General features: G+C 66.4%; 28 protein-coding genes, 2 tRNA genes and 1 other RNA gene. 14 read left to right on the forward strand and 17 right to left on the reverse strand.

From position 1 onward, the window contains the following. Positions 1 to 9: 9 nt before the first annotated feature. From LFM09_RS27555 to LFM09_RS27595, 9 genes are all read right to left on the reverse strand, one after another. Positions 10 to 216 (reverse strand): excisionase family DNA-binding protein, encoded by a 207-nt coding sequence (locus LFM09_RS27555; RefSeq protein ID WP_414099459.1) that lies wholly within the window; start codon positions 214 to 216, stop codon positions 10 to 12. Continuing rightward, positions 216 to 1337, reverse strand: a complete 1122-nt coding sequence (locus tag LFM09_RS27560; RefSeq protein WP_414099460.1) for a DUF3631 domain-containing protein — start codon at positions 1335 to 1337, stop codon at positions 216 to 218. The genes LFM09_RS27555 and LFM09_RS27560 overlap by 1 nt, the downstream gene beginning before the upstream one ends. Beyond that, entirely contained in the window at positions 1334 to 2344 is a 1011-nt protein-coding gene (locus tag LFM09_RS27565; RefSeq protein ID WP_414099461.1) for a bifunctional DNA primase/polymerase, read from the reverse strand. Before LFM09_RS27565 ends, LFM09_RS27560 begins: the two co-directional genes overlap by 4 nt. Before the next feature lie 229 nt (positions 2345 to 2573). Then, a complete protein-coding gene (locus LFM09_RS27570) occupies positions 2574 to 4769 on the reverse strand; it encodes a hypothetical protein (protein WP_414099462.1) in 2196 nt (731 codons plus the stop codon). Beyond that, positions 4766 to 5605 carry an ABC transporter permease gene (locus LFM09_RS27575; RefSeq protein ID WP_414099463.1) on the reverse strand — a complete coding sequence of 280 codons (840 nt, stop codon included), beginning with the start codon at positions 5603 to 5605 and terminating at the stop codon, positions 4766 to 4768. Before LFM09_RS27575 ends, LFM09_RS27570 begins: the two co-directional genes overlap by 4 nt. Further along, positions 5602 to 5928 carry a hypothetical protein gene (locus LFM09_RS27580; RefSeq protein ID WP_414099464.1) on the reverse strand — a complete coding sequence of 109 codons (327 nt, stop codon included), beginning with the start codon at positions 5926 to 5928 and terminating at the stop codon, positions 5602 to 5604. The genes LFM09_RS27575 and LFM09_RS27580 overlap by 4 nt, the downstream gene beginning before the upstream one ends. Next, a complete protein-coding gene (locus LFM09_RS27585) occupies positions 5925 to 6182 on the reverse strand; it encodes a hypothetical protein (protein WP_414099465.1) in 258 nt (85 codons plus the stop codon). Before LFM09_RS27585 ends, LFM09_RS27580 begins: the two co-directional genes overlap by 4 nt. An 88-nt stretch (positions 6183 to 6270) precedes the next feature. Next, on the reverse strand, positions 6271 to 6657 hold the full coding sequence (locus LFM09_RS27590) for a hypothetical protein (RefSeq protein ID WP_414099466.1): 387 nt from the start codon (positions 6655 to 6657) through the stop codon (positions 6271 to 6273). Beyond that, positions 6657 to 6905, reverse strand: a complete 249-nt coding sequence (locus LFM09_RS27595) for a hypothetical protein (protein WP_414099467.1) — start codon at positions 6903 to 6905, stop codon at positions 6657 to 6659. The genes LFM09_RS27590 and LFM09_RS27595 overlap by 1 nt, the downstream gene beginning before the upstream one ends. A 139-nt stretch (positions 6906 to 7044) precedes the next feature. On the opposite strand from LFM09_RS27595, the gene LFM09_RS27600 reads away from it, so the two are divergent. The 3 genes from LFM09_RS27600 (at position 7045) to LFM09_RS27610 (ending at position 9502) form a co-directional block, all read left to right on the forward strand. Continuing rightward, positions 7045 to 7917: a GntR family transcriptional regulator gene (locus LFM09_RS27600; RefSeq protein WP_414099468.1), complete on the forward strand. Its 873-nt coding sequence runs from the start codon at positions 7045 to 7047 to the stop codon at positions 7915 to 7917. Then, complete coding sequence (locus tag LFM09_RS27605) at positions 7910 to 8587, forward strand: HAD family hydrolase (RefSeq protein ID WP_414099469.1); 678 nt, start codon at positions 7910 to 7912, stop codon at positions 8585 to 8587. Before LFM09_RS27600 ends, LFM09_RS27605 begins: the two co-directional genes overlap by 8 nt. 75 nt (positions 8588 to 8662) lie before the next feature. Continuing rightward, complete coding sequence (locus LFM09_RS27610) at positions 8663 to 9502, forward strand: hypothetical protein (RefSeq protein ID WP_414099470.1); 840 nt, start codon at positions 8663 to 8665, stop codon at positions 9500 to 9502. Positions 9503 to 10017: 515 nt separating this feature from the next. On the opposite strand, the gene LFM09_RS27615 is transcribed toward LFM09_RS27610, so the two are convergent. Genes LFM09_RS27615 through LFM09_RS27625 form a run of 3 tightly spaced genes read right to left on the reverse strand, consistent with a single transcriptional unit; the run spans position 10018 to position 11103 of the window. Further along, positions 10018 to 10653: a hypothetical protein gene (locus LFM09_RS27615; RefSeq protein WP_414099471.1), complete on the reverse strand. Its 636-nt coding sequence runs from the start codon at positions 10651 to 10653 to the stop codon at positions 10018 to 10020. Positions 10654 to 10663: 10 nt separating this feature from the next. After that, positions 10664 to 10885: a type II toxin-antitoxin system HicA family toxin gene (locus LFM09_RS27620; RefSeq protein ID WP_414099472.1), complete on the reverse strand. Its 222-nt coding sequence runs from the start codon at positions 10883 to 10885 to the stop codon at positions 10664 to 10666. After that, positions 10882 to 11103 carry a type II toxin-antitoxin system HicB family antitoxin gene (locus tag LFM09_RS27625; RefSeq protein WP_363836974.1) on the reverse strand — a complete coding sequence of 74 codons (222 nt, stop codon included), beginning with the start codon at positions 11101 to 11103 and terminating at the stop codon, positions 10882 to 10884. The genes LFM09_RS27620 and LFM09_RS27625 overlap by 4 nt, the downstream gene beginning before the upstream one ends. A gap of 354 nt (positions 11104 to 11457) precedes the next feature. On the opposite strand from LFM09_RS27625, the gene LFM09_RS27630 reads away from it, so the two are divergent. From LFM09_RS27630 to LFM09_RS27645, 4 genes are all read left to right on the forward strand, one after another. Next, positions 11458 to 11541, forward strand: a tRNA-OTHER gene (locus LFM09_RS27630). A gap of 128 nt (positions 11542 to 11669) precedes the next feature. Further along, positions 11670 to 12065, forward strand: coding sequence for a GntR family transcriptional regulator (locus LFM09_RS27635; RefSeq protein WP_414099473.1), 396 nt, complete (start codon positions 11670 to 11672; stop codon positions 12063 to 12065). After that, positions 12062 to 12964 carry an ABC transporter ATP-binding protein gene (locus LFM09_RS27640; protein ID WP_414099474.1) on the forward strand — a complete coding sequence of 301 codons (903 nt, stop codon included), beginning with the start codon at positions 12062 to 12064 and terminating at the stop codon, positions 12962 to 12964. Before LFM09_RS27635 ends, LFM09_RS27640 begins: the two co-directional genes overlap by 4 nt. Continuing rightward, positions 12961 to 13941: an ABC transporter permease subunit gene (locus LFM09_RS27645; RefSeq protein ID WP_414099475.1), complete on the forward strand. Its 981-nt coding sequence runs from the start codon at positions 12961 to 12963 to the stop codon at positions 13939 to 13941. The genes LFM09_RS27640 and LFM09_RS27645 overlap by 4 nt, the downstream gene beginning before the upstream one ends. Positions 13942 to 13973: 32 nt before the next feature. Here the strand turns inward: LFM09_RS27645 and LFM09_RS27650 are convergent, their stop codons facing one another. Together LFM09_RS27650 and LFM09_RS27655 are read right to left on the reverse strand one after the other, a co-directional pair. Next, positions 13974 to 14759, reverse strand: a complete 786-nt coding sequence (locus LFM09_RS27650) for a maleylpyruvate isomerase family mycothiol-dependent enzyme (protein ID WP_414099476.1) — start codon at positions 14757 to 14759, stop codon at positions 13974 to 13976. A 2-nt stretch (positions 14760 to 14761) separates the two neighbouring features. Next, entirely contained in the window at positions 14762 to 15535 is a 774-nt protein-coding gene (locus LFM09_RS27655) for a maleylpyruvate isomerase family mycothiol-dependent enzyme (protein WP_414099477.1), read from the reverse strand. Between the two features lie 199 nt (positions 15536 to 15734). Between LFM09_RS27655 and LFM09_RS27660 the strand changes: the two genes are divergently transcribed. Beyond that, positions 15735 to 18170: an endonuclease/exonuclease/phosphatase family protein gene (locus tag LFM09_RS27660; protein ID WP_414099478.1), complete on the forward strand. Its 2436-nt coding sequence runs from the start codon at positions 15735 to 15737 to the stop codon at positions 18168 to 18170. A gap of 32 nt (positions 18171 to 18202) precedes the next feature. Here the strand turns inward: LFM09_RS27660 and LFM09_RS27665 are convergent, their stop codons facing one another. From LFM09_RS27665 to LFM09_RS27675, 3 genes are all read right to left on the reverse strand, one after another. Beyond that, positions 18203 to 18850, reverse strand: coding sequence for a GOLPH3/VPS74 family protein (locus tag LFM09_RS27665; RefSeq protein ID WP_414099479.1), 648 nt, complete (start codon positions 18848 to 18850; stop codon positions 18203 to 18205). Between the two features lie 47 nt (positions 18851 to 18897). Next, positions 18898 to 19431 carry a GOLPH3/VPS74 family protein gene (locus LFM09_RS27670; RefSeq protein ID WP_414099480.1) on the reverse strand — a complete coding sequence of 178 codons (534 nt, stop codon included), beginning with the start codon at positions 19429 to 19431 and terminating at the stop codon, positions 18898 to 18900. Positions 19432 to 19512: 81 nt separating this feature from the next. Beyond that, a tRNA-Ser gene (locus LFM09_RS27675) sits at positions 19513 to 19597 on the reverse strand. A 140-nt stretch (positions 19598 to 19737) separates the two neighbouring features. Between LFM09_RS27675 and LFM09_RS27680 the strand changes: the two genes are divergently transcribed. The 6 genes from LFM09_RS27680 to LFM09_RS27705 all read left to right on the forward strand — a co-directional run bounded on the left by LFM09_RS27680 (position 19738) and on the right by LFM09_RS27705 (position 24826). Further along, on the forward strand, positions 19738 to 20070 hold the full coding sequence (locus LFM09_RS27680; RefSeq protein WP_414099481.1) for a YciI family protein: 333 nt from the start codon (positions 19738 to 19740) through the stop codon (positions 20068 to 20070). Between the two features lies 1 nt (position 20071). Beyond that, complete coding sequence (locus tag LFM09_RS27685; RefSeq protein WP_414099482.1) at positions 20072 to 21250, forward strand: RNA polymerase sigma factor; 1179 nt, start codon at positions 20072 to 20074, stop codon at positions 21248 to 21250. Next, positions 21247 to 21819 (forward strand): maleylpyruvate isomerase family mycothiol-dependent enzyme, encoded by a 573-nt coding sequence (locus LFM09_RS27690; RefSeq protein WP_414099483.1) that lies wholly within the window; start codon positions 21247 to 21249, stop codon positions 21817 to 21819. Before LFM09_RS27685 ends, LFM09_RS27690 begins: the two co-directional genes overlap by 4 nt. 17 nt (positions 21820 to 21836) lie before the next feature. Further along, positions 21837 to 21933, forward strand: an RNA gene (ffs, locus tag LFM09_RS27695) — signal recognition particle sRNA small type. A gap of 30 nt (positions 21934 to 21963) precedes the next feature. After that, positions 21964 to 24027, forward strand: coding sequence for a DNA polymerase III subunit gamma and tau (locus LFM09_RS27700; protein ID WP_414099484.1), 2064 nt, complete (start codon positions 21964 to 21966; stop codon positions 24025 to 24027). Between the two features lie 496 nt (positions 24028 to 24523). Continuing rightward, on the forward strand, positions 24524 to 24826 hold the full coding sequence (locus LFM09_RS27705) for a YbaB/EbfC family nucleoid-associated protein (RefSeq protein WP_414099569.1): 303 nt from the start codon (positions 24524 to 24526) through the stop codon (positions 24824 to 24826). Positions 24827 to 24837 lie beyond the last annotated feature (11 nt).

Below are 24837 nucleotides of genomic sequence, written 5' to 3' on the forward strand. Positions count from 1 at the left end.
GTTGTTCTCCTAAGCGGCTTCCGGATTGGACGTGCTGGTCATGAGCTTCGCGACGTAGTTCGTGAGTGCCTGCAAAGGAATGCGGCGCAGTCGGCCGATGTGAACCGACTCCACAACGCCAGTGGAGACCAGTTCGTACATGAGGGTCCGGCCGATGTTGAGTCGCTTTGCCGCCTGCTCGACCGTCAGAACGATGTACTCGGTGTTCTCGTTCATCAGTGCTCACCTTCCGAGTTCTCGTCTGCCTTTGGCTCGGGCAGGTAGCGCGCCCATGCATCGCCCAGTCCGTGAGCGCCGTCGATGACGTAGCCCTTGAAGGTCTTGGCGCCGTTCTTGAACGCGGTGACCTTCACGCCGTACGCGCTGAGTTCCATCGCCAATTGGCGGGCGTTGATCGGCCTGCCGTAGAAGTCCCCCCACGGTGCTTCTTCCATGCTGTGCAGCACGGCGAGGATTTCCACGGTGCTCATGCGGGTTACGCCACGGTCAGCGAATACGGTGCGGAGATCGGACAGCAGCCGGATTCGGTCGGACGTCGGGTTGGTCTGTGCGGCCGTCACGAAGTGCAGGCACGCGGCACGGGCGGTCTCCGGCCAATGCCCACCCGCGAAGTCAGCGATAGCGAGCAGCGGTTCCCAGATCTCGGCCGCACGGTCGGTGACCCCCTCGGGCATGTCGGGGTAGGCCGCGCCGACGCGTTCGCCGACCACCTCCATCCACGTGGCCAGAGCCTCACGGATCGGTGCGGACTGTTCCTCCACCTTCCGTTCGCGGAACGCCTCGACTCGTTCGTCGGGACGGCGGCGACGCATGTGGATGGTGATGGCGCGGGTGGTGATGGTGTCTGGCATGTTCCCGGCGATGCCTGCCAAAGCCGCAGGCGCGTAGACCGGGAACCGCTCGATCACCATGTTCCCCGCATCGCCCTTGCAACGCGCCACGGTCGCGGAGCGCTTGTAACCGGCGTTGACCAGCGCGCGGAGGTCTTCGTTCCCGCCACCCTTGTTGTCGAAAATGGCGTCGACCTCGTCAAACAGGATGGTGATCGGTCCGGCACCGACCATGCGGAACAACGCGGCGGGCGTAGCCGAGAACGTCATCTCCGGCGTGCGGACCAGGTGACGGGCGACTTCCAGAACGCGGGTCTTGCCCGAACCGGGCTCCGCGCTGGACAGCACGACGCGCGGGGTGATGTAGAAGTGTTCAGCTCCCCAGGTGTGGGCGTACCAGAGCGCGAGCATGGGCGCGCAGTGCTCATCAGGGAAGGCGTTGTACCGCGACAGGAACGCCTGGACGTCGTCGAGGATCTGAGCGCCGTTGAGGGTGGTCGTGGTCATGCGGCACCTCGCTCGGTGAACAGGGGCGTGGTCATGTCGACGGATTCGGCCGGCATAGTTCGCGGACGTTCCGTACCTGCGGTGATGCCGTTGCGGATGCTGCGGCGCACCTTGGCCTCGGTGCAGTCGCACTCCCCGTTGATCAGGGATGCGGCGGCTGCCATGAGATGGGCTTCTGCTGTAGCCGGAGGGAGAACTCCGGCGCCGACGAGCTGTCCGAGGGCGATGCCCGCGACGAACGCGGCCCTGTCGTGGCTGCCTGAGGTGGCCGCAGAGAGCTTGCGGCACTCCCCGTCGACTGCGGCGGTGACGTAGCGGGGCAAACGCTGTGAGGGCACCACAATGGGCGCTGAGACGACCGTACGCGGCCTAGGAGTGAGGCAGTGAACCAACCACACCGGGAGGGGCAGAGGAGAAGCGTCCTCGGTGAGGCAGTACTCGCCGTCCGGAGTGATCGAGCCGGGAGCGACGACGTAGCCGCCGTGTGCGCGGGTGTCGACCTTCCAGCCGAGTCCGTTGCCGTGTTCGCCCTCGGTGTTGCGCAGTTCCACAGTGGACGGCTCACGGAAGTACAGATGCGTCCCGCTACGGGCGGTACGGACAGTGCGGGTCTCCCACGGGATGTCTTCGCCTGCCTCCGCGCAGAGGGCGGCGAACACGTCGTGGCCGTCGCGAATCCCCTCCCGGCTCCAGCGTGGCGGGGGAACGTCGTCAGGTGACTTGCGGGTGTCGAGGTCGATCACGACCAGGCCGCTCGGTCCGGTGGCGATGCCGATGTTGAACGGTCCTGCGGACCAGCACCGCTCGATCACGTCCGGGTCGGTGGTGGCGCGCTGTTCCCATCCGAGGTGGCCGTTGCGGCACGCTCCGGTCCGAGGACACCGCTCCGCGCTGTGCAGTGCGGGGCGCTTGGTGTCGGGGCGCAGGGGAAAGACGTAGTAGTCCATCTGTGCTGCGGTGAGTGCGTGGTGCATGAGCCTGTCGCGGTCTCGTGAAGCGCTGCTCATCACATCTCCCGAGGTGACTGTGCGTAGTCGCACATGGGTATGCGGAGGGAAGGCCTAGGACCCGCGAACGAGTCCAGGCCGTGGCTTTGCGGGTGTTTTCGCTGGTAGGGCGTTCCGCGGACTAGAGCGCTAGTGCGCAGGCCAACCGGCGTGCGCGGCCCTAGTGGCTGCCCCTAGGGCTAGGGTCGGTGACGGCTAGACGTCAGCCGATCCCTAGCCCCCGGCATGCTCACCGTGCGTGATCGATGCGGGCCGACTGCGCAGCCACGACGGCGTCACGCTTGTAGCCCTGACGGTTCTTCTTCTCGCCCTCGGGCGTGGTGCCCCACACCTGCGTCGGCTCCACGCCGTAGGCCTTGAGCGCGCCCGCGAGGGTGCTGCCCGTCCAGCCGTCGTAGAACTCCGGCCGCATCTCCGCGAGCCGCGCGAGCACGACCTCGGTGTGCGCTCCGGCCGCGTTGCCCGCCACGGCGGTGAGCGCGTTCGCCACGTCGTCCAGGACGCTCCCCGTCGTCTCCACGGTCGGCGTCTCTCCGGCCGCCATGCCCTTGAGCAACCCGAGCGCGGAGCGCAACGCCCGTCCCCTGTCGCACATGACCTCCACGTCGGCGGAGGACAGCAGATGCGTACGGGTGATCTGGCCACCCTGCTCGGCAAGCTCCGAGTCGTCCGAGCCGAGCAGGATGCCGACGCCCTTGTGAGAGCGCGAGAGCTTCGAGGCGTCCATGCCAGCCTGGTAGCTACCGGCACCGAGGATGGTGTCGGAGGCCTGCCACGTCATGACCTTCATCGCGAACCGGGAGCCGAGCTGTCCACGCAGGCTGTCCGGGATGACCTTCCCGTCCGGCTTCTGCGTCGCGAGGATCAGCATGTACCCTGCAGCCGGGCCGACCTTGGCCAGATCCGTAAGCAGCGCAAGGACTTCCGCGCCGTACTCGGGGTGCTCCAGGTACCGCTGAACCTCGTCGATCGAGAGCACCGTGAGCGGCATGTTGAGGCGCTTGTTGCGCGCCATCGCCGGGGTGAGCTTGGCCTCGGGGCACACGTCCACGGGCAGTTTGGCCATGCGCTCGAACCGGTCGTTCATGTCCGCGACCATCCTGCGCAGCGTCGTGACGAGCAGCTCCATGACCTGGTCACGAACGCCCGCGCCGTAGGCCACGGCGACCTTCTCGAACGCCCGCCACGCGCCGTCTCCCTTGCCGTTGAACACAAACAGCTCGACATAGGGGTCCAGCGCGGCAGCGGCGGTCGGGATGCGCGCACTGAACGTCTTACCCATGCGCGGGATCGCACCGACTAGCAGCGACGACCAGATCAGCGGCAACATCACCTTGCGGTCGCGGGCGTCCAGACCGAACGGGATCGGCTGCCAGAAGTCGAACTCTTCCATGGCCGCCAACGGAGACGTCACGGGCTTCTGCGCGAACACGTCCACATCGGACACCCACAGGCGGACACGGCGCGCGGAGACCTGATCAGGATCGATGAACACCGTGATGGGGTTGACGTTCAGGCCCGACGCGAGCGAGTCGCGCTTGCCGACAGCCTGCGCGGCGTGCCTGCCATACGGGAGATCGACCACGGCAAGCCAGCCGCGTCCCTCGCGCTGGATCGGCTGCGCGAACGTGACGGGCGTGTCCTCCTTGCACAGCCCGGCACCGACGAACGCCCGCACCACCACGTCCGGCGTGAGCTTCGAGGCCTGCTGACCCAATACAGCGGCCTTGACGATCGGCTTGTCCTCACGGCGTCCGAGCAGACCGAACGCGATGATGGAGACCACGACCGTCCACATCAGGACCGTCTGCATGGCGTCGGGGTACATCAGCCACACGACACCGAGTCCGAGGGCGGACAGGAACGCGGTGACCGCGCTGACCCGCAGGCGCAGCCGGACGTGGTTGTCACGCTGCCTCGACAGCGCCAGGTATGCGGACGGGTCGGCAGCGTCGATCGTGGACTGACGGAGCGCGCGGGACTCGGTGTCGAACGCCCAGCGCTGCCACGTCATCACCGCGCGGCCAATTCCGCGGGGAGACGCTGCGGTGAGCTTGAGCGTGTACAGCGGGACGCGAACAGCGTGGTAGCGAGCGGTGTGGTGGCAGTACGTCCAGGCCCACCGCACCGTCGCCTCGAACTGGTCGCGGTCAGCAAGCCACGCCGGAATGATCGGCAGCAACTCACGCCGCGCGGGTCCCGCCAATTCGGCCGGCAAAGTTCCCGCACGCGGTCCCTCGTCCTCGTCGACGATCTCGCCGTCGAGAACCTCAACCTCGTCGGCCTGGTCGATCTCGACCAGCGCGCCCGAGTCCTCGACCTCGTCAGCGTCGGTGGTCGGCTCTGCGGTGATGGGGAAGGCAACCACGTTGCTCACCTCCGTGTTGTCGTTGAGGTCGTCGGGGGTTTGGGTGGGGCGGCTCATCGCTGCGCCTCCGTGTCGTCGTCGTTCAGGAGGTGGGTCAGCGCCGCGCCGCAGCCGAGCACGACCACGGGAAGGCAGGACACGAACGTGGTGATCCACCACGGGGCCGTGGTGACGCCAGCGGCGACCATGAGGTGGTAGGCGACCTGCCCGGCCGCGCCGAGGACCAGTGAGCCGATGGCGGACCAGCGGGCGAACCGGCGTGCCTTGGCGGACCGGGTGTGACCGGACAGCCAGACCCGCAGGGCGTACGCGGCGTAGGCCTCGACACCGATGGGCAGAGTGATCGCGGAGTTGATGACGAACGAGTCAGCGATACCGGGCAACAGCCGGATCGGGCCGAACCCGGTCAGCTCACCCAGACCCACCCAGCCACCCCAGATGGCGACGAACGCACCCGCTGCGAGCAACAGCAGCGGCCACGACCGAACCCGCTTGGACGGTGCCGACACGGGCACCTCGTCGACAACCTCGGTCGGCTCGACCACGGCGGGGACTGGGTCCACAACCACGGTGACCTCGGTCGCGGCCGTCGTCGGCTCAACCTCGACCACCGGCGTCGGAACCGGCTCCACCATCGCAGCGGGCTCGGTGTCCTCGACCTCGGCGACCGGTACCGCGTGCAGTCGACGCGGGCTCTCGATCTCCTCCGCGTCTGGTCGGGTGGGGTCGAACCCGGCCGCGCTCAGCGCTTCCAGGACGGCGGTTGCCTTGGGCGCACCCACCTTGAACTCGGTCTTGATCCGGTTGCGGGAGGGGATCTCGCCCTGCTCGACCGCGAAGGCCTTCACACGCTCGGTGAGGTCGTCCACGGTGATCGGGTACGCGCTGGTCATCGCTTGGCCCCCTTGACGTGAGCGTGCTCGGTGGTGGTGACAGTGAGGGTCCGCACGATCAGTGCGGCGGTGACGAGTGCGGGCGGTGCCAGAGCGACGGCGACCACTCGCCAGTCGGAGGCGTTCGCGATGATCAGCCACTGCATGCCACCGATCGCGGCCATGCCCAGCAGCGTCCGCACCGCGTTGCCGCCCATCCGCGACACCTGGCGCGTCTTGCGCACGGTCTTGGCGGTAGCGCGCATCACGGCGATCAGAGCGAACACGCCCAGCGCGAGCGCCACGAGCATCCACGGCTCGACCCGGTCCACGATGGTGGTCATCGCTCGTTCTCCTTACTGCGCAACGTGTTCGCGGAGTGGACGGCGCGGGCAGCGAAGCTCTGTGCCGCGACGTGGTCCGGGTGAGTGGGGTCGGAGGTGATCGGCGCGAGCAGGTCGGCCTTGAGCTCGAACCAGGTAGCGATGACCTCGGTAGAGGCGTCCGCGTCCGGCGTCCGCCTCGTCCAGTCGGCCAAGACCTCGATCAGGGACGGCGGCTGCTCGGCCGTGTCGTCGTAAGGTGTCGTCGTAGACACTGGTGTCGCCCTTCGGTCTGATGATCGGAGATGGGCACCCCAGGCCTGTGGCTGCGTCCCGCCAAGAACCGTCCACAGGCCTGGGGCTTCACGAACTGGCACCGAATCCGCTGGCCCGCAACCAGGCCATGACCGTGTCGACGGAGTCGGTCCACGCGGTGTCCGGCGCGGCGTGAAAGGACTGGCAGACCCGCACCGCCAACGCCTGATCGGTAGTCGAGAACGGCAGGATCACGCCGAACCCGTTGGCGCAGTAGCCAGGCGACCAACGCCCGAAGTCCATGCGGACGCCGCTCGGGCCCTCGGTGTAGACGGCCGGAACGAGGACCAGGCCGCCACCGATCGGCAGACACGGCAACGCGAACTGGACCGTGGAACCGTCGCCCAACGTCAGCGTGCTGCGCAGGTTGTTGACGCTGATACCGCCCGGCATCTGCTGAACGAAATGGCTGTGCAGCTGAAGAAAGTTCGTCATCAGGCCGCCTCCGTCCCGAACGGCGTGGACGTGATGGCCTCGACGCGCAGAACGCGCACCGTGCCGCCCAAGGTGCGGCGCTCGATGCGGCGGGACCTCTGCGTGCGGGCCGTTCCGTCCAGCAACGCGGACGTTGCGACGAACGGCAGCTCCGCCAACTCGTCCTCGACGGCAGCGATCAGCAGGTCAATCGACGCTTCGTTCAGCCCGTCCGGGCTGAACTCCCTGAGGTCGTGGGGCTTGAGCATCTGGTGTCTCCTCCAGCTTGGCTCACCTGGCTAGTCAGGTGGGGTGCTGGGGATGAGCTTGACCTACCTGGCTAGTCATGTCAACCGGTTGGCCGGAGAAAGACTGTCTTGGCTAGTCAGGGCATGTACGCTGTGCCCCATGACCGACGCGTTGCAGCATCTGACGGACCTCGACCCGGACGATCCGCGCACAGAGTCGCAGCAGATTGCGAACAAGCTGCGCGCTGCGATCTTGACGCGAAAGCTCCAGCCTGGGGACAAGCTCCCCTCCCAGCCGGAGCTTGCGAGCCGGTACGGAGTAGCGCGGGAGACGGTAAAGGCGGCGCTCCGTGTGCTGGCGAATGAACGCTTGATCATCAGCAGGCAGGGGAGCGGGACGTTTGTCCGCGCTCAAACGGAGCGTCCGGTTGGGCTTCGGCCGCATGTCGAAGCGGCGTTCGAGAGCGCGCACGTCGCGATCGATTTCGCGGGATTCGGCGCTGAAACGTTGCGAAACACCCTGTCTGAAGTACTCGACAAAGTCAGGGCAGGGCGGCTCACTCCCGAGTCGATTGCTGTTCGGATCATGGTTTCCGATATGAGCGTGCCAATGGCGTTGCCGTGCCGAGCAGACACGGCGGCTGACGACCCTGCCGTCCGAAAGCGTCAAGGGAGAATCACGCGGCGCGCGATTGAAAGTATCGTGGATGACGTCGAGGAACTCGCGGACATGGGATTGGTGAAGTCCGCTACTGCTCAGGTGCGCGTCCACGGAGTCGCTCCGCTGTTCAAGCTGTACATCCTGAACAATGAAGAGGCGTTCTTCGGCTTCTACCCGGTCGTGCAGCACGATGTGACGATCGATAGCGAACCTGTTCCCATCTTTGACCCGATGGGGAAGGATGCGACCCTATTTCAGTACTCGATCAGCAAAGGGGACGACACCTCTACTGCGGCTGAGTACGTAATCCAAGCGCGGACCTGGTTTGACTCTCTCTGGAACACCATCTCTCGGGAGTATGCACGTGACTGATCTCGCTGGGTTGCTTCGTGCTGCGGAGGCAGCGTTCTTCGATTTCGACGGCCCGATTTGTAGTGTGTTTGCTGGCTATCCGGCTCCAGACGTGGCTGTGGAAATGCTCAAGGTGCTTGGCGCTGAGGTGGGTGAGCTGCCTGAGGTGATTGCACGTGAGACAGATCCGATGGAGGTGCTCCGCTGGACTGATCTGACTCATCCACGTCTGGTGTCGCTCGTAGATGACGTTCTATGCGCAGCGGAAAGTGTCGCGGTCGAGAGTGCTGCGCCAGCGCGGTTCGCGCACGCGGCGATCGAGGACGCGCAACGCCGTGGTCAAGCTACAGCCGTTGTGAGCAACAATTCTGGTCCGGCTATCGAGAAGTATCTCCGCTCTCATGGATTGACCTCTTTTGTTGACTTCGTGGCGGGGCGCCCTTATGGGGAACCCGCGCGCATGAAACCCAATCCGGATGCGCTGATTCGCGCTGTAAATGCGCTTGGGGTCAGACCTGAATCTGCCGTCCTTATCGGTGACACAGTTACAGACGTCGAGGCATGCCTACTCGCCGACGTGCATCCTATCGGCTACTCCGAAAGAGCCGGTCGGCGCGCTGAACTTGTGGATGCAGGCGCCGAAGTGGTGATCGACAGTATGGGTGCATTGCTGACTGAGGCTGGGGTATGAACGCGCGCCACCAGTTAGTGTCTGTTGAATGGTAGGTAATCTGTATCTACTTTGGTGAGTAGAAAGAGTTAAGTGGTGACGGTAAAGAGAACGGTCACATTGTCTCGCTCCTGGAAATCGTGGGCAGGATCTGTTGCGGATCTGCGCAGGCTTGGAGATGAGACGGAGAAGCATGTTCAAGCCAAGAAAGAAGCGCTCTTGCGGGCGTTTGATACAGAGTCCCAGTCTGAACTTGAAGAAATAGAAAAGGCAAAGACGGGTAGTGCACAAGAGTTCGAATTGGACTGGGCGCGAGAGTCTAGGGCGTCGAAGCGAAAAGATCTAGAAGACCGAATCGCCTTAAAAGCAAAACTTGTCGACTCTGCTGGCATCGCGGAAGGGAGTCTGAGCGAGATAATCCAGGAGTTCGACCATAGAAGCTTTAACTCGGTGTTCTATGAAGCCGACCTTGGTAGATCCTACGAGGAGGATCTCTCTATCTCTCTGAGGAAGTTTGGGCCCAAGCCCGGCATTGAGCTAACTATTAGCTCGACTGATCAGGCGTGGGCCAGGCAGGCGTTTTCTCATCTATCAGATGAGATTGCGAAAGGCGTCCCCAAGTGGGCTTCAATGCGCTCAGATGGTCCGCGTCGGGCGGTTGCGCTAGGGATGTTTCTGGTCGTATCTGTGTCGATTGGATTTATGCATTACAGGCTCTTGGGGCCTTCGGCGCAAGCCTGGACTACGTTCGTCTCCGCTATCGGGCTGGGGCTATGGCCAGTGATAGCCATATATTCACCTTTGTGGAGCTACATTTTTCCTCCTTTGGATGTTCACGGCGAAGGGGGATCGTCGACGGGGAGTCGACGTTTGGCTTTCATCCTCGGTATTTTTCTTACTATTGCGCTTGGCGTCTTCGTGAACCTGATATCTTAGGTAGCGATCAACAATTGACCGGCGTAGGGTTTCAGGAACTGCTGACTCTGAAACGGATGTCAGAAAGTAGTGGTGTAGGCTGGACCGCTGTAGCCGGGAGGGGGTTCCGGAGAGTCGGTAACTGCGGTAACTGCGGTAACCGTGCAGGTCAGACGGTTACCGCAGAGGGGGCGGTTACCGATCGCTGCAGTAACCCGAGTGCGTTGACGGTGTGCAGTGTGAGGCGCCTCAGTAAGGCATTGGTACTTACCGCGGGGAACCGTAATCCGGTGGCCGGCACAAGCATCTTGGCTGGTGAAGAGTTTGCGGGCTACCCGGATGCGGTCGCCGAACATCCCCATTGGTTCACCCCTCCGGCTTCAGCGTTTGTGTCGCTGTGTGCCGTGAGAGCGACGTTGCTGGTTACCGTTCCGATCGGTAACCGTACCTCTATCGGTAACCGTCTGACCTGCACGGTTACCGCAGTTACCGTAGTTACCGACCTCAGGGGGCCAGGGTGCATCGGCCTGTACAGGCTAGGTGCACCCACGGCGTGGTTGTGCGGATGCCTCGCGGCACATCACGCGCTGCAAAGCACCATAGTTCTTTAGGTATTCATCCGTCTTGACTTTTTCTATCTTTACTGTGTCGACCGTTGGTTGTAGGTCCAACATTACGGTGGATTCCAACTCAAGTGCGGCTGCAAGTCCCTCGTCGCTACCGTAGACGTAGACCTGATTCATTTTGCTTCTCATGTCCATGTTGCCCTTTTGGAGCGTGGACGCTGCGATTAGCCGAGCTAGGTCTTCGTATGTATTCGAATTATTGCGCTCTTGGGCGCGCACAACTCTGTCGATTTCCGCCTCTAGGGCGTCCGCTGATTCAAGCAACGCCGCGTAGACTTCACCGCGCTTCTTGCGCGCTTCCTCGGTCCTGGTTGAATCTAGCGCTGCCTGTTGTTGTGCTATGCCCGCTCGAAATGCGCCATCGGCACCTATCCTGCTGCCTACTAGCGCAAAGATGCCGCTTAGGATTGCGACAAGAAGAGTGCCAGTGATGGTAATCAGCAGGGTGGAGTTTTTGTGGAACCACGATGGTTCGATGTCGCTCTGCGGGTTATCTGCTGTCGTCGCCGGTTTATCGGTTGAGACAGGAGTCTGGTCATTGCTCATGGGGGAAGCCCTACAACAGCGCCAGGAACTCGGCTGGTGTCAGCCCTGCCTGCCGGATGATCGAGGCGAGCGTTCCGCGCTTCACGGTGCCGTGCATGGGCACAATGACCGTGCGGCCGTCGTCATGCCGGTAGACGGCGTGGCTGCCTTTGGTGCGGGCGTGCTCGAATCCGAGCGATTCCAAGACGCGGGTGACCTTGCGGACGGCAACGTCCGACAGTGCAGGACTCACGCGGCCGTGCCCGGCACCTGGAACGAGGTCACCAACGGCGTCGAGGTGACCGGAGGTTCAGGCACCTCGGACAGGTACAGCTCGACTGCTTCACGGAGGTTGCTCAGCGCTTCCTCGATCGACTGACCCTGACTGGCCACGTCGATCTCAAGACACTGAGCGATGTACCAATCCTCTTCCTGGTGTACCGCTGCGGTCAGCGTCCGCTGTTCGCTCATGCCCGTCAGTGTCCCACTGTGGGACATCTCGTGTCTTCCCTCGATAGCTCCTGTCCGACTGCTCAGTGCGAGCAGGAGGCACGTGTGGAACCAGGCGGGAGAGTGACTGTCAGACGCGGCGGTTGTCGGCGGGGCGCTCTGAGGCGGGCTCTGAGGGCGACGCAGGCGGGACAGTTTGAGAGGCCCGCTGTGTTGGGTGCCGAGAGGGCGCAGAAGCGCGCTCAGGCAGTGTCCACAGTGGATGGATCCGTCTCAGTTTCCGTCTCAATCGTCGTTCGTACGGCACTGTTCGCCACCGTTCGCGGGCGTTCGGGGAACGTCTGAGTATGGCTTTGACCTGCACGGACGCACCTCGGTGGGTCTGGCCGGACAGACGTTCGCAGACCTCGAAAGCGTGTGAGGTGAAAGCCTCCGTGGGTTCAAATCCCACCGCCACCGCTCAGAAGGGCCCCGGATCTCTCCGGGGCCCTTTTTGCATGCCCGAAAACCCTTCGCACCCCTGATCTTGTCGTGAGCTGATCTTTACTGCTTTACTAGCTGCCTAGTAAAGCAGTAAAGGAGGTTCGATGTTCGTCTTCCGGATCGACAGTCGTTCGGGCGTGCCGCCCTACCTGCAGCTCGTACAGCAGGTGCGGCAGGCCGTGCTGCTGGGCTTCCTGCGGCACGGCGATCGGCTGCCGTTGATCCGCGAGGTGGCCGAGACCGTGGCGATCAACCCGAACACCGTGGCCAAGGCGTACCGGCAGCTGGAACAGGAAGGGCTCGTCACCGGGCGTCCCGGTCAGGGCACCTTCGTCAACGAGACACCGGCCGCCACGATCTCGCCCGCGACCTACACCTCGTTGCAGCGCGGCCTGGAGACGTGGCTGAGCCGGGCGCGCGCCGCCGGCCTCGACGAGCAGGCGATCAACGCGCTGTTCACCACCGCCGTCAACCAAGCGAAGAATGAGAACATCGCATGACAGCAACCGAGTACGCGCTGCGGACCGACGGCTTGGGGAAGCGCTACCGCAGGACGTGGGCGCTGCGTGACTGCAGCCTGTCCATCCCCACCGGCCGGGTCACGGCGCTCGTGGGCCCGAACGGCGCGGGCAAGAGCACGTTCCTGCGCTTGGTGGTCGGGTTGCTCGCGCCCACCACCGGCAGCGTCGAGGTGCTCGGCCGGTCTTCTGCCACCAACACGCCAGAGGTGTTGTCCCGCATCGGGTTCCTCGCCCAGGACCACCCGCTCTACCAGCACTTCACGGTCGCGGAACTGCTTCGCCTCGGCCGTTCCTGCAACCTGCGTTTCGACCAGGGGCTGGCCGAACGGCGATTGGCGCAGCTGGAGATCCCGCTCGACCGCAAGGCCGGTGCGCTCTCCGGCGGCCAGCAGGCGCAGGTCGCCTTGGCGTTGGCGCTGGCCAAACGGCCGGACCTGCTCGTTCTGGACGAACCCATGGCGAGCCTCGACCCTGTCGCCCGGCTGGAGTTCCTCCAGGCCCTGATGGGCGCGGTCGCCGAGAACGGCATGACCGTGCTGTTCTCCTCGCACGTCGTGCCCGAGCTGGAACGCGTCTGCGACCACCTGGTCGTGCTGAACCACAGCCAGGTCACGCTGGTCGGCGACATCGACGCCCTGGTGGGTGAGCACCGGATGCTCGTCGGGCCGCGCACGACCACCGATCTCGACCGGTCGGGCACGGTCGTGGAGGCCTCCCACAGCGAGCGGCACACGACGTTGCTGGTGCGCGACGGTGGCGTGGCGGCGGCGCCCGGCTGGCAGGCGAGTCCGGTCGGACTGGAGGACCTGGTGCTGGCCTACCTGCGCAGACCGGCGCGCCACGGTGCCGAGCCCGCCAGGACGGAGGTGCCGGCATGACCTGGCTGACCTGGCGCCAGCACCGCGCCGAGATGTACACGCTCGGCCTGCTGGTCGCGGCGATCGGGGCCTTCCTGCTCGTGGCCGGCCTGCCGATGCACTCGCTGTTCCCCGGCGGGGCCGGCCAGTGCGTGGGCGTCACCGTCTCCGAAGCCTGCTCGAACGCGATCAGGCGGCTGGCTGAAGATCACGGGTACGCGTCCAAGATGCTCTCCCTGTTCAACCTGGTGCCGTTCCTGATCGGCGCGTTCTTCGGCGCACCGCTGGTGGCGCGCGAGATGGAGTCCGGCACCTGGCAGTTCGCCTGGACCCAGTCGGTGCCGAGGATGCGCTGGCTGGCGGTCAAGCTGGGTGCCCTCTGCCTGCTGACCACGGTGCTCGCCGTCGCCTTCTCCGCCGTGATCACCTGGTACCGGCGGCCCATGGACGCGCTCGACGGCCGGTTCACCACCGACGCGTTCGACCTGGAAGGCATCGTCCCGGCGGGCTACGCGCTGTTCGCGTTCGCCGTCGCCACGGCGGCGGGTGCGGTGCTGCGCCGCAGCCTGCCGGCGCTGGCGGTCGCGCTCGGTGCCTTCCTCGCGCTTCGGGTCCTGGTCGGCGGCTGGTTGCGGCCGAACTTCCAGGAACCGCACCGGATCGTGGAACTCGTGGCGGCCGACGACACCACCGTCGACCCCGGCGGTTCACGGATGTCGACCGGCAACCACCTCGACTGGGTCATCACGTCGGGCTTCTCCGACTCGTCCGGGCGCACCCTCTCGTTCCCGGAGACCGCGGGCATGTACACCGAGGCCAAGCGGCAAGGCGTGGAGTTCGGCGCCTATCTGCACGCGCGAGGCGTTCAGCAGTGGGTTCAGTACCACTCCGCCGATCGGTTCTGGACGTTCCAGTTCGTGGAGACCGCCATCTTCACCGGACTGGCGGCGGTGCTGCTCGGCTTCGTCGTGTGGCGGATCAAACGTCGCGTCTTCTGAAGTGATGGCCCCGGACCTCTCCGGGGCCGTCCTCAGAACCGCGCGCGACTCAGGAACTCCTTCAACAGAGCCGCGTCACCGGAGACGTCGAGCCCGTCCGGCCCCCGCCGCCGGTAGAGCGTCAGCACTAGGTCGATGAGCGGTCCCCGCATCGTCACGTCGCACTTCTCCACGGCATCGCGCCGCACCACCGGCGCCGATCCGGTCAGGTCGACGATCCACCGGTGGGACGCGTTGGTGTAGTCGGTGGCGAGCACCTGGAGCTTGTGGCCCTGGCCGAGCAGGTCACGGAAGGGCGGGCGCAACTCGTGGATGATCTGCAGGGTGGAGTTCATCCACTCCCAGAGCCCGTCCCACGCCACGTCCTTGTCCACGGTGAACGGCAGGCCCAGCGCCTCGAAGGCGTCGAAGCGGTGGACCCACGTCTCGTGCGCCATCCGCCGCGACCAGAAGCGCGGCCCTGACTGACCGGGCCTGAGCATCGCGATCTCGTCGATGGCGGCCACCTCGAGCATCGCCTTCGAGAACCGCTCCGCGCCTTCGACCAGCCACGGCCCCAGCTCCGCGCTCGTCTCGCCGGCGAAGTCGTCGACGGAGTGAGCCCTGCTGATCGACCTGTCCGCGTCCGGCCGCCGTTCCCTGGCCAGCTGCTCGATCCAGCCGTGTGCGTAGCCGAGGTGGCGCAGCAGCTGGTTCAGCGTCCAGCCGGGGCACGCGGGCACCGGGACGCTCAGATCGGCGCCGTCCAAAGCGGACACAAGTAGTGACGTCTCGTCGACGACCGTGGCGAGCCGTTGTTCGTAGCTCAGCAACCCCATGGTCAAAAACGTACGCGCTCCAGGAACCGGTCGAGCAGATCGCGATCACCGAACACTTCCAGCCCGTCCACCGACCGCCGCCGGTAGACGGCGAGCACCAGGTCCATCACCGGCCCGCGCACCGCCACCGCCGCCTTCTCGTGCTCCTCCCGCACCACCGGCATCGGCCCGGTCAGATCGATCACCAGCTCGCAGTCGAAGTCCGTCGCGTGCAGGTGGATCGTGTTGCCCGGCCCCACCAACGACGAGGTCTCGGCGGGCCGCTGCAGGAACGCGAACGGCAGAGCGAAGCGCGACCACTCCGTGAGGTTGTCGGCGGCGACCTCGGAGTCGATCTCGAACGGCACGCTCAGCGCGTTCACGGCGTCCCAGCGGTGGATCACCGTCTCCTGCATCATGCGGCGTGACCACAGCCGCGGGCCGGGGCGACCGCCCAGCGTGGCGATCATCTCGTCCGGGTCGACGGCCTGGAGCGCGGACGCCAGCGACTGCGCGCTCTCGGAGATCCAGGGACCGAGCACAGCGGCTTGCTCGTCCGTGTAGGCCGTGACGTCGAGCGACATGCTGCGGGTGAAGTCGACCTCCGGCCACCTCTCGCGGATCATGTCGTCGGCCCAGCGGAACGCGTAGCCGACGTGGCGCAGCAGCTGGTTCACGGTCCAGTCCGGGCACGAGGGCACCTGAACGCCCAGGTCAGCGCCGTCCAGCGCGGAAACGAGCAGGTCGGCCTGGTTGACGATCTCGGCGCAGTGGCGCTCGTAGCTCAACTTCCCCATGAGCTAAAAGTAGGGACGCTGACCGGCGCCTGGGAGGGGCCCACCGGTCAGCGTTCCGATGTGGAGCATACACCATGATCGAACACTTGTTCGAGTGATCATTGATGGGCCAACCGGTTAACCGTTAGTAACAACGGCTACCAAACCTCACCCGATCGAGGAAAGATGCGTCGGTCCGCCGCATCCCCTGGAGGAAGTTTTGAGACCCACCCTGCCCGGCGTCGGGACAGCGGTGGCGGCACTCGTCTTCGCCGCCGTACCCGCAGTCGCCGCACCCAGCACCGACGCCCTGATCTCCGAGGTCTACGGAGGCGGCGGCAACTCCGGCGCCACGCTCAAGCAGGACTTCGTCGAGCTCGCGAACAAGGGCACCACTCCCATCGCCCTCGACGGCTTCAGCGTCCAGTACATCTCGGCCAGTCCCGGCGCGACCACGCAGTGGGGCGTCACCCCGCTGACCGGCTCGATCGCGCCCGGCAAGACGTTCCTCGTCGCCGAGGCCAAGGGCACCGGCGGCACGGTCGACCTGCCGACCCCGGACGCCACCGGCAACATCGCCATGAGCGCCACCGGCGGCACCATCGCGCTGGTCAACGGCACCACGGCGCTGACCTGCAAGACGGCTGCCGACTGCGCGGCCGACGCACGCATCAAGGACCTCGTCGGCTACGGCACGGCGGTCGTCCGTGAGGGCGCCGGCACGAACGCCCTGAGCAACACCACCTCGGCGTTCCGCAACATCGAGCTGAGCGACACCGACGACAACTTCACCGACTTCAAGGTCGGCGACCCCAACCCGGTCAACTCCAAGGGTGAGACTCCGGGTGGCGGCAACCCGGACCCCGACCCGGACCCCACGCCCGGCGACAAGCGCATCCACGACATCCAGGGCGTCACGCGCATCTCGCCGTTGCTCGGCCAGAAGGTCACCAACGTCCCCGGCGTCGTCACCGGCACGCGCGCCACGGGTGACCGCGGCTTCTGGATCCAGGACGTGACGGGCGCCGACAGCGACGCGCGCACCAGCGAGGGCGTGTTCGTCTACACCGCCGGCACCGCGCCGACCGTTGCCGTCGGCGACAACGTGCTGGTCAGCGGCACGATCGCGGAGTACCGGCCGGGCGGTGAGACGGGCTCCAACCAGACCCTCACCGAGATCACCCAGCCCACCACGATCACGGTCTCCAAGGGCAACCCCGTCCCGGCGCCGGTCGTCGTGAAGAACATCCCCGGCGGCTACCTCCCCGCGCCCGGCGGCAGCATCGAGCAGCTCCCGCTGGAGCCGGAGAAGTACGGACTCGACTACTTCGAGTCCCTCGAGGGCACGCTCGTCCAGGTCGACGACGCCCGCGTCGTCGGCCCGAGCAACGCGTTCGGCGAGGTCTGGGTCACGGTCAACCCGGACCAGAACAAGAACGAGCGCGGTGGCACCACCTACACCGCCTACGACCAGGCCAACAGCGGCCGCCTGAAGATCAAGACCGCTGGTGGACTGCCTGCGGCGAACGTCGGTGACGTGTTCTCCGGCGCGACCGTCGGTGCGATCGAGTACACGAACTTCGGCGGCTACACGCTGGCGGCGTTGACGCTCGGCACGCACACGTCGTCCAACCTGCAGCGCGAGACCACGGCGCAGCAGAAGGAATCCGAGCTCTCGGTCGCGACCTACAACGTCGAGAACCTCGACCCGTCCGACCCGCAGGAGAAGTTCGACCGCCTCGCGGATGGCGTCACGACCAACCTGCGCAGCCCGGACGTCGTTGTGCTGGAAGAGATCCAGGACAACAACGGCGCGACCAACGACGGTGTCGTGGCCGCTGACCAGACGCTGCAGAAGTTCTCCGACGCGATCTTCGCCAAGGGTGGCCCGCGTTACCAGTGGCGGCAGATCGACCCGGAGAACCTGAAGGACGGCGGCCAGCCGGGCGGCAACATCCGCGTCGGCTTCTTCTTCAACCCGCAGCGCGTGTCCTTCGTGGACCGTCCGGGTGGGGACTTCAAGACCCCGGTCGAGATCGTCAAGAAGAACGGACGCGCCGCACTTTCCGTGTCACCGGGCCGCATCGACCCGCTGAACCCGGCGTGGGAGGACAGCCGCAAGCCGCTCGCCGGTGAGTTCAAGTTCCGCGGCCGCACCGTCTTCGTGGTCGCGAACCACTTCAACTCCAAGGGCGGCGACGAGGCCATCCACGGCCGCAACCAGCCGCCGAACCGCACCTCGGAGGTGCAGCGCGGCAAGCAGGCCGCCGCGCTGAAGACGTTCACCGAGCAGATCCGCGCGATCGACAAGGGCGCCAACGTGGTGCTCGCGGGCGACCTGAACGACTACCAGTTCTCGCCCGCGCTGAAGACGCTGACCGGTGACGGCAACCTCAAGGCGCTGATCGAGACGCTGCCCGCGAACGAGCGGTACAGCTACGTCTTCGAGGGCAACTCGCAGACGCTCGACCACCTCGTGCTGAGCAGGAACATCACCCGCTTCGGCTACGACGTGGTGCACATCAACGCGGAGTTCGCCGACCAGGCGAGCGACCACGACCCGCAGATCGTCCGCCTCCGCCCGTCCACGGGTGACGCGAACGTCGACAAGATCGTGTTCGCTTTGGAAGACATCATCGACTGCCTGAAGAAGTAACCGCCAACCGCTCGTCTGCTGCCGTCGTCGCGTCATCCACCACTGGATGCCGCGGCGGCGGCAGCTGCCGATGCGGCCGCCACTCCGGCCTGAATCGCCTCCACAGCCCGGCGCACGGCCTCACCCGCCCAGTTTCCGGCGGCGATGTCCTTGGCCCGCTTGGTCATGTCGCGCTTGTCGCCCTCGACCACCTTGTGCACGGCCTTCACCGCGTGCAGCAGCGTGACCAACGCCCCGGTGCGCGCATCCGCTCCCCGGTACCCGAGCACGACCTCGCCGACCGACTTCCGCACCTCGCCGGCGCGCTTCTCGTTCTCGATCAGGTAGCTCTTCGCCGGGAAGATCCCGAGCACCTTCCGCGGCGCGACCCGCACCACACCACGGGCTTCCAGCTGCGCGATCACGTTGTCGCGCACCTTCTTCCGCAGTCGCTCCACGGCCTTCTGCGGCTTCATCGGCCTGTCGATCCTCGACACCGACTCCTGCAGCAACGTGTCCTTCAGCGGCGTCGGATCGACGACCTGGAGCTTCTTGCCGTTCGGTTCGAACGCGATGCGTCCCGAGTTCACCAGCTCGATGAGCACGGCACCCGCGAGCGCGTTCTCGACCGACGTGCCGTCCGTGCGCAGCTTGCCGTTCCGCTCGTCGATGAACAGCAGCATCAAGTCTTCGTGCAGCATGAAGTCACGGTAGTTGCCCGGCCCACCTCGGGAATCCGACTTTCGTCTCAGCCGAAACTCACCGACGTCGCGGCCCTCACGTGCTGCATCAGAGCGGCCTCCACCGCCTTCGACGCCGTGCGCACGGCCCCGTTCGCCCAGTCGCCCGCAGCGATCTGCTTGGCCCGTGGGTTCATCTCGCGCGGGTTGCCGTCGATCACCTTGTGCACAGCCCTCACGGCGTGCAGCAGCGAGATCAACGCGCCGGTTCGCTCGTCCGGCGCCCGACCGCCTCGCAGAACGTCGGTGACGGCCGTCCGCACCTCGCCGGCCGTGACCGGGTCGGTGATCACGTAGCGCTTCCTCGGGAAGATCCCGAGCAGCTTCGACCGCTCGACCCGCGCCACGCCACGCTGTTCCAGCCGAGTCATGACGTCGTCGCGCACGTCCTTGCACAGCCGCTCGACCGCCGCCTGCGGCTTCTCGTCGGCTGCCTGCCCCGTGTCGATCAGCTCGACCACCACGGCACCGGCGAGTGCGTAGCGGACGTACACCGAGGCGCAGTACAGATCGCCGTCCGCCTCGTTGATGAAAAGCAGCATCAGGTCTTCGGACAGCGTCATACAACGTAAACGCCAGAAGGGCGCCGAACGTTGAAGTTCGGCGCCCTTCTGCGAAGAGAGCGGAGGATACGGGATTTGAACCCGTGAGGGGGTGAACCCAACACGATTTCCAGTCGTGCGCACTAGGCCGCTATGCGAATCCTCCGTCGAGAACCTTACCGGACGGGTGTCACGCGGCCCAAAACGGGTGGTCGTTCCGGGCGCCGGAAAAATCTTGGAGGCCAGTGTCGATCTGGCGGCTGCCCGCTCGTCGTGATCCCGTAAGAGCCGACCGAGGAGGGCATCGTGAAGTACATGCTGTTGATCTACGCGGCCTCTGACCAGCAGAGCAGCTGCACCGTCGAGGACTGGATCTCCTACGAGAAGGAGATGAAGGACGCGGGCGTCCTCGTGTCCGGGCACGCGCTTGCGGATTTGGTCACAGCGACCACTGTCCAGGTGGGACAGGACGGCAAGCGCACTGTCACGGACGGGCCGTTCGCGGAGACGCGGGAGGTGCTGGGCGGCTACGACGTCATCGACGTCCCGGACCTCGACGCGGCGCTGGAGTGGGCGGCGAAGTGCCCCGGTTCGCGCGACGGCGGTGCCGTCGTCGTGAGGCCGATCGCCGAGTTCTGACATGGACGTCGAGCAGGTCTTCCGGGAGGAACGCGGCAGGCTGCTCGCGACGCTGGTGAAGCGGTTCGGCGACCTGGACCTGGCAGAGGAGGTCACCTCGGACGCGATCGAGGCGGCGCTGCGGCACTGGCCCGTGGACGGGGTGCCGGACCGGCCCGGCGCGTGGTTGCTCACGACCGCGCGCCGCAAGGCCGTCGACCGCCTGCGCCGTGACCAGGTCTACGCGGCGCGGCTGGCGTTGCTGCAGGTGGAGGTCTCGCGGGCCGATCCACCAGCGGGTGAGGGCCTGCCGGACGAGCGGCTGGAGCTGTTCTTCACCTGCGCGCACCCGGCGCTGGCCGCCGAGGACCGCGGCGCGCTGACCCTGCGGTGCCTCGCCGGCTTCACCACGCCGGAGGTGGCGCGGGCGTACCTGGTGCCGGTCGCGACCATGCAGCAACGGATCGTGCGGGCGAAGAAGAAGATCAAGGAGGCGCGGATCCCGTTCCGCGTGCCCGACGCCCACGAGCTGCCGGAACGCCTGCCGGGCGTGCTGCAGGTGGTGTACTCGGTCTTCACGGAAGGCTATGCGGCACAACGGGAAGACCTCGCCGAGGAGGCCATCCGCCTGGCGCGGATCCTGCGCCGCCTGCTGCCGGACCGCGAGGTCACCGGCCTGCTCGCGCTGATGCTGCTGATCCACGCCCGCCGCTCGACCCGAACGGAGCTGCTCGAAGACCAGGACCGCTCGCGCTGGGACCGCACGATGATCGACGAGGGCACCGCGCTCGCCGAGATCGCGCTGACCGGCGGCCACGGCCCGTACGGCGTGCAGGCCGCGATCAACGCGTTGCACGACGAGGCACCCGACTTCACCCACACTGACTGGCCGCAGATCGTCGCGCTCTACGACGTGCTGATGACGCTGACCCCGTCGCCGGTGGTCGCGCTGAACCGCGCCGCGGCCATCGCCATGCGCGACGGCGCCGAAGCGGGCCTGGCCCTGCTCGACGACCTGGCCGACGAACCCAAGCTCCGCGACTACCACCCGTACCGCGCGGCCAGGGCCGATCTGCTGCACCGCCTGGGCCGCTCCGAGGAGGCCGCCCAGGCCTACCGCGAGGCCATCGCGCTCGCGGGCACCGAAACCGAACAGGACTTCCTGCGCCGCAGGCTCACCGCCATCGAGGGGCGATCATGATCATGAAGTGGCTGGAGGTCGAACGCCTGAGCGTCGCCGACCTCCTCGAAGACCTGACCGACGACGAGTGGCAGCGGGAGACCCTCTGCACCGGCTGGACCATGCAGGAGATGGCCGCCCACCTCACCACGTCGACCCGCACGGGGTGGCGCGACGTGCTGGTCGGCGCTGTCCGTGCCCGCTTCGACTGGAACCGCATGGAGGACCAGAAGGCTCGCGCGCTGGCGGCAGAGTTCACCCGGTCGGAGTTGATCGCGCAGATCCGCGCGACGGCCGCCTCTTCCAAGCGTGCGCCGATGGCTGCTCCGATCGACCCGTTGGTCGACTTCCTCGTCCACGGCCAGGACATCGCCCGCCCGCTGGGCCGCGTTCGTTCCATGCCCCTGGAACCGGCCCAAGCCGCCCTCGAACATGTGATGCGCAGCCCGTTCTGGGGCGCTCGCAAGCGTTTTCCCGGCGGCGTTCTACCTGATCTTCCGGCCCCTGACCTGCTGATGCTGGCCACGGGCCGCGAGTTGTCCACACCTGGGGACAACACTGTGGGCAACTCGAACACACGTTCGATCTAGGTCGTTCGCTACACTTGCCAAGGACCTCGTGCGGCACACATCTCGCGAACCTCCCCAGGGCCGGAAGGCAGCAAGGATAAGCGGGCTCTGGTGGGTGCACGGGGTCCCCTTTTTGTGTCGGTGCCCACCGGTACTGTCTCGGGCGTGGCCCTCGCTCTGTATCGCAAGTACCGCCCGGCCACGTTCTCCGAGGTCGTAGGCCAGGAGCACGTGACCGATCCCTTGCGCGTCGCGCTAGCGGCGGGCCGGGTGAACCACGCCTACCTGTTCAGCGGTCCGCGCGGCTGCGGCAAGACCTCGTCGGCCCGCATCCTGGCCCGCTCGCTGAACTGCGTGAAGGGCCCGACCCCCGACCCGTGCGGCGAGTGCAACTCGTGCATCGGCCTGGCCCCCAACGGCACAGGCAGCGTGGACGTGGTCGAACTGGACGCCGCCTCCCACGGTGGCGTGGAAGACGCACGCGAACTTCGCGACAAGGCGTTCTACGCCCCAGCCGAGTCGAAGTACCGCGTCTTCATCATCGACGAGGCCCACATGGTCACCACGCAGGGCTTCAACGCCCTGCTGAAGATCGTCGAAGAGCCGCCGGACCACCTGATCTTCATCTTCGCGACCACGGAACCGGACAAGGTCCTCCCGACCATCCGCTCCCGCACGCACCACTACCCGTTCCGCCTGATCCCCCCAGGCGTGATGCGCAGCCTCCTGGAACGCAACTGCGCAGCAGAAGGCGTAGCAGTGGAACCCGCCGTCTTCCCCCTGGTCATCCGAGCAGGCGGTGGCTCGGCCCGCGACACCCAGTCCGTGATGGACCAGCTCCTCTCCGGCGCAGGCCCGGACGGCGTCAAGTACGACCGCGCCATCACCCTCCTGGGCGTGACCGACTCGGCCTTGATCAACGACGCGATCGACGGCCTCTCCGCAGGCGACGGCGCAGCGGTCTTCGGCACCATCGACCGCCTGGTCGACGCCGGCCACGACCCCCGCCGCTTCGCCAGCGACCTCCTGGACCGCCTGCGCGACCTGGTCCTGCTCTGCGCGGTCCCGGACGCAGCCGACCGCAACCTGGTCAACGCCCCAGAAGACGAACTGGCCACCATGTCGGCCCAAGCCCAACGAATCGGCCCAGCAGCCCTCACCCGCTACGCCGAAATCGTCCACACGGGCCTGGTCGAAATGCGCGGCGCCACCGCCCCTCGCCTCCTCCTGGAACTACTCGTCTCCCGCATGCTCCTGCCCTCAGTGAGCCAGTCGGAAGCCGCCCTGCTCCAACGCCTGGAACAACTAGAACGCCGCCCCCCGGCAGCAGTGGCCCCCGCCTCAACAGCAGTGGGCCCCGCCCCCGTCTCTGACGCTCCGGCCGCTGCCGCCCCAGGAGTCGCTCCGACCGCATCCGCAGGCGCCCCGGTCTTCACTCGCAAGTCCCAGCAGCCGACCGAACCCGCAACTCAACCGGAACCGGCCAGCCAAGCCCCACCGCCGACCAGGCCGGCCGAACCGGCACCAGCGGCCCAGGCGCCCGCCGCTCCGGCACCAGCCCCTGCCGCTGCCGCGCGCCCGGAACCGGCCACACCAGCCCCGGCAGTCCCGGCTGCGGCACCTGCGCAGCCCGCTGCCCCTGCCACCACCGGCGGCATGGACGCAACGGCAGTCCGCCGAGTCTGGTCCGAACTGCTGGCAGCAGTCCGCGCCACCAGCCGCAGCACCGAGGCAATGCTGACCAACGCCACGGTCAGCGATGTGGACGGCAACATCGTCACCATCACCCACACCTCGGCCCCCCTAGCCCGCCGCCTGGCCGAACAACGCAACACCGAGGCCATCGCCACCGCCCTGTCCGCGGTCCTGGGCGGCACCTGGCAAGTCCGCTGCACCCACGGCACCCCAGGCAACACGGCCCAAGCCCCCGTCCCGGTAAAGGCGGCCCGCCCAGCTCCAACCCGCCCAAGCCAGGCAGGCCAGAACACCCCCAGCCAAGAGCCTCAACGCCCAGCCCCCCGCCCCCCGGCGGACGACGTCCCACCGCCCCCGGAACCGCCAGAGCCCGACGACCCTCTGCCGCCGGAACCGGACGACGAAGAGGCAATGCTGGCCGAGGCGGCCCGCCCAGTCGACCCAGGCAGTGTGAGCGAGGCCCAAGACCCCGAGGCCGTGATGCTCAAACTCCTGGCCGACGAACTAGGCGCCAAACCGCTCAAGAAGGCCTGACCCAGGGCCCACACCCGGCAGACATCACGAGGCCCGACGGTGCACACCGCCGGGCCTCGTCATGTCGGGACAGGGGCCAGCGACTCGATCAAGAGCCGGAAATGAGCCTGTGACGTGGGTGAAGGTTCCCGTCATCAACGTCAGGTCGATGAAGGTTCCCTTCATCGACAACACGCGGTTCGTGGGCGCGCTCTCGTCGGGCGTTTCGGGCGGGCGGGGACGTTGCCGGCGCCCTGGGGCGGAGCCCCAGAAAGCAACAGAACCCGTCGCCCGCAACGCGCCCACCCGCCCGGTCGCGTCTCGCAGGGCGACCATCCGCACGCAGCGGGACCACCTGCGGACTCTCAACCGGCGGCCGCCGACGCAACCGGGGCACGACCCGCGAAACCCGCGCGCCTCACCCCACCAATGAGGCGTCGAATCACCACGCCCGTACCCTGGGACGCAACCAAACACCCAGCCGAGAGGACCAGCGGTGCAACCCGGTCAGTTCGACATGCAGGCCCTGCTCCAGCAGGCCCAGAACATGCAGCAGCAGATGGCGTCCGCCCAGGAAGAACTGGCCAACACCGAGGTAACCGGCAACGCGGGCAACAACCTCGTAAGCGCCACGGTCACCGGCGGCGGCGAGTTGGTCAACCTGGCCATCGACCCCAAGATCGTCGACCCGGAAGACGTGGAAACCCTCCAGGACCTCGTGATCGCGGCCATCAAGGACGCCAACCAGAAGGCCCAACAGCTGGTGGAGCAGAAGCTCGGCCCGCTCGCCCAGGGCGGCCTCGGCGGACTGCTCGGCTAAGACCGGCAAAG

Origin of the sequence: Lentzea alba (assembly GCF_047445655.1) — a bacterium.
GTDB lineage: Bacteria > Actinomycetota > Actinomycetes > Mycobacteriales > Pseudonocardiaceae > Lentzea > Lentzea alba_A.

Bases quoted from the DNA above. Each gene is read 5' to 3' on its own strand.
- LFM09_RS27670 (WP_414099480.1), bottom strand. From the start codon at position 19,431: ATGCTGCTTTTCATCAACGAGGCGGACGGCGATCTGTACTGCGCCTCG.
- LFM09_RS27555 (WP_414099459.1), bottom strand. From the start codon at position 216: ATGAACGAGAACACCGAGTACATCGTTCTGACGGTCGAGCAGGCGGCA.
- LFM09_RS27665 (WP_414099479.1), bottom strand. From the start codon at position 18,850: ATGCTGCACGAAGACTTGATGCTGCTGTTCATCGACGAGCGGAACGGC.
- LFM09_RS27655 (WP_414099477.1), bottom strand. From the start codon at position 15,535: ATGGGGAAGTTGAGCTACGAGCGCCACTGCGCCGAGATCGTCAACCAG.
- LFM09_RS27650 (WP_414099476.1), bottom strand. From the start codon at position 14,759: ATGGGGTTGCTGAGCTACGAACAACGGCTCGCCACGGTCGTCGACGAG.
- LFM09_RS27685 (WP_414099482.1), top strand. From the start codon at position 20,072: ATGGACGTCGAGCAGGTCTTCCGGGAGGAACGCGGCAGGCTGCTCGCG.
- LFM09_RS27580 (WP_414099464.1), bottom strand. From the start codon at position 5,928: ATGACCACCATCGTGGACCGGGTCGAGCCGTGGATGCTCGTGGCGCTC.
- LFM09_RS27645 (WP_414099475.1), top strand. From the start codon at position 12,961: ATGACCTGGCTGACCTGGCGCCAGCACCGCGCCGAGATGTACACGCTC.
- LFM09_RS27600 (WP_414099468.1), top strand. From the start codon at position 7,045: ATGACCGACGCGTTGCAGCATCTGACGGACCTCGACCCGGACGATCCG.
- LFM09_RS27590 (WP_414099466.1), bottom strand. From the start codon at position 6,657: ATGACGAACTTTCTTCAGCTGCACAGCCATTTCGTTCAGCAGATGCCG.
- LFM09_RS27560 (WP_414099460.1), bottom strand. From the start codon at position 1,337: ATGACCACGACCACCCTCAACGGCGCTCAGATCCTCGACGACGTCCAG.
- LFM09_RS27625 (WP_363836974.1), bottom strand. From the start codon at position 11,103: ATGAGCGAACAGCGGACGCTGACCGCAGCGGTACACCAGGAAGAGGAT.
- LFM09_RS27640 (WP_414099474.1), top strand. From the start codon at position 12,062: ATGACAGCAACCGAGTACGCGCTGCGGACCGACGGCTTGGGGAAGCGC.
- LFM09_RS27595 (WP_414099467.1), bottom strand. From the start codon at position 6,905: ATGCTCAAGCCCCACGACCTCAGGGAGTTCAGCCCGGACGGGCTGAAC.
- LFM09_RS27615 (WP_414099471.1), bottom strand. From the start codon at position 10,653: ATGAGCAATGACCAGACTCCTGTCTCAACCGATAAACCGGCGACGACA.
- LFM09_RS27705 (WP_414099569.1), top strand. From the start codon at position 24,524: ATGCAGGCCCTGCTCCAGCAGGCCCAGAACATGCAGCAGCAGATGGCG.
- LFM09_RS27575 (WP_414099463.1), bottom strand. From the start codon at position 5,605: ATGACCAGCGCGTACCCGATCACCGTGGACGACCTCACCGAGCGTGTG.
- LFM09_RS27570 (WP_414099462.1), bottom strand. From the start codon at position 4,769: ATGAGCCGCCCCACCCAAACCCCCGACGACCTCAACGACAACACGGAG.
- LFM09_RS27635 (WP_414099473.1), top strand. From the start codon at position 11,670: ATGTTCGTCTTCCGGATCGACAGTCGTTCGGGCGTGCCGCCCTACCTG.
- LFM09_RS27690 (WP_414099483.1), top strand. From the start codon at position 21,247: ATGATCATGAAGTGGCTGGAGGTCGAACGCCTGAGCGTCGCCGACCTC.
- LFM09_RS27565 (WP_414099461.1), bottom strand. From the start codon at position 2,344: ATGAGCAGCGCTTCACGAGACCGCGACAGGCTCATGCACCACGCACTC.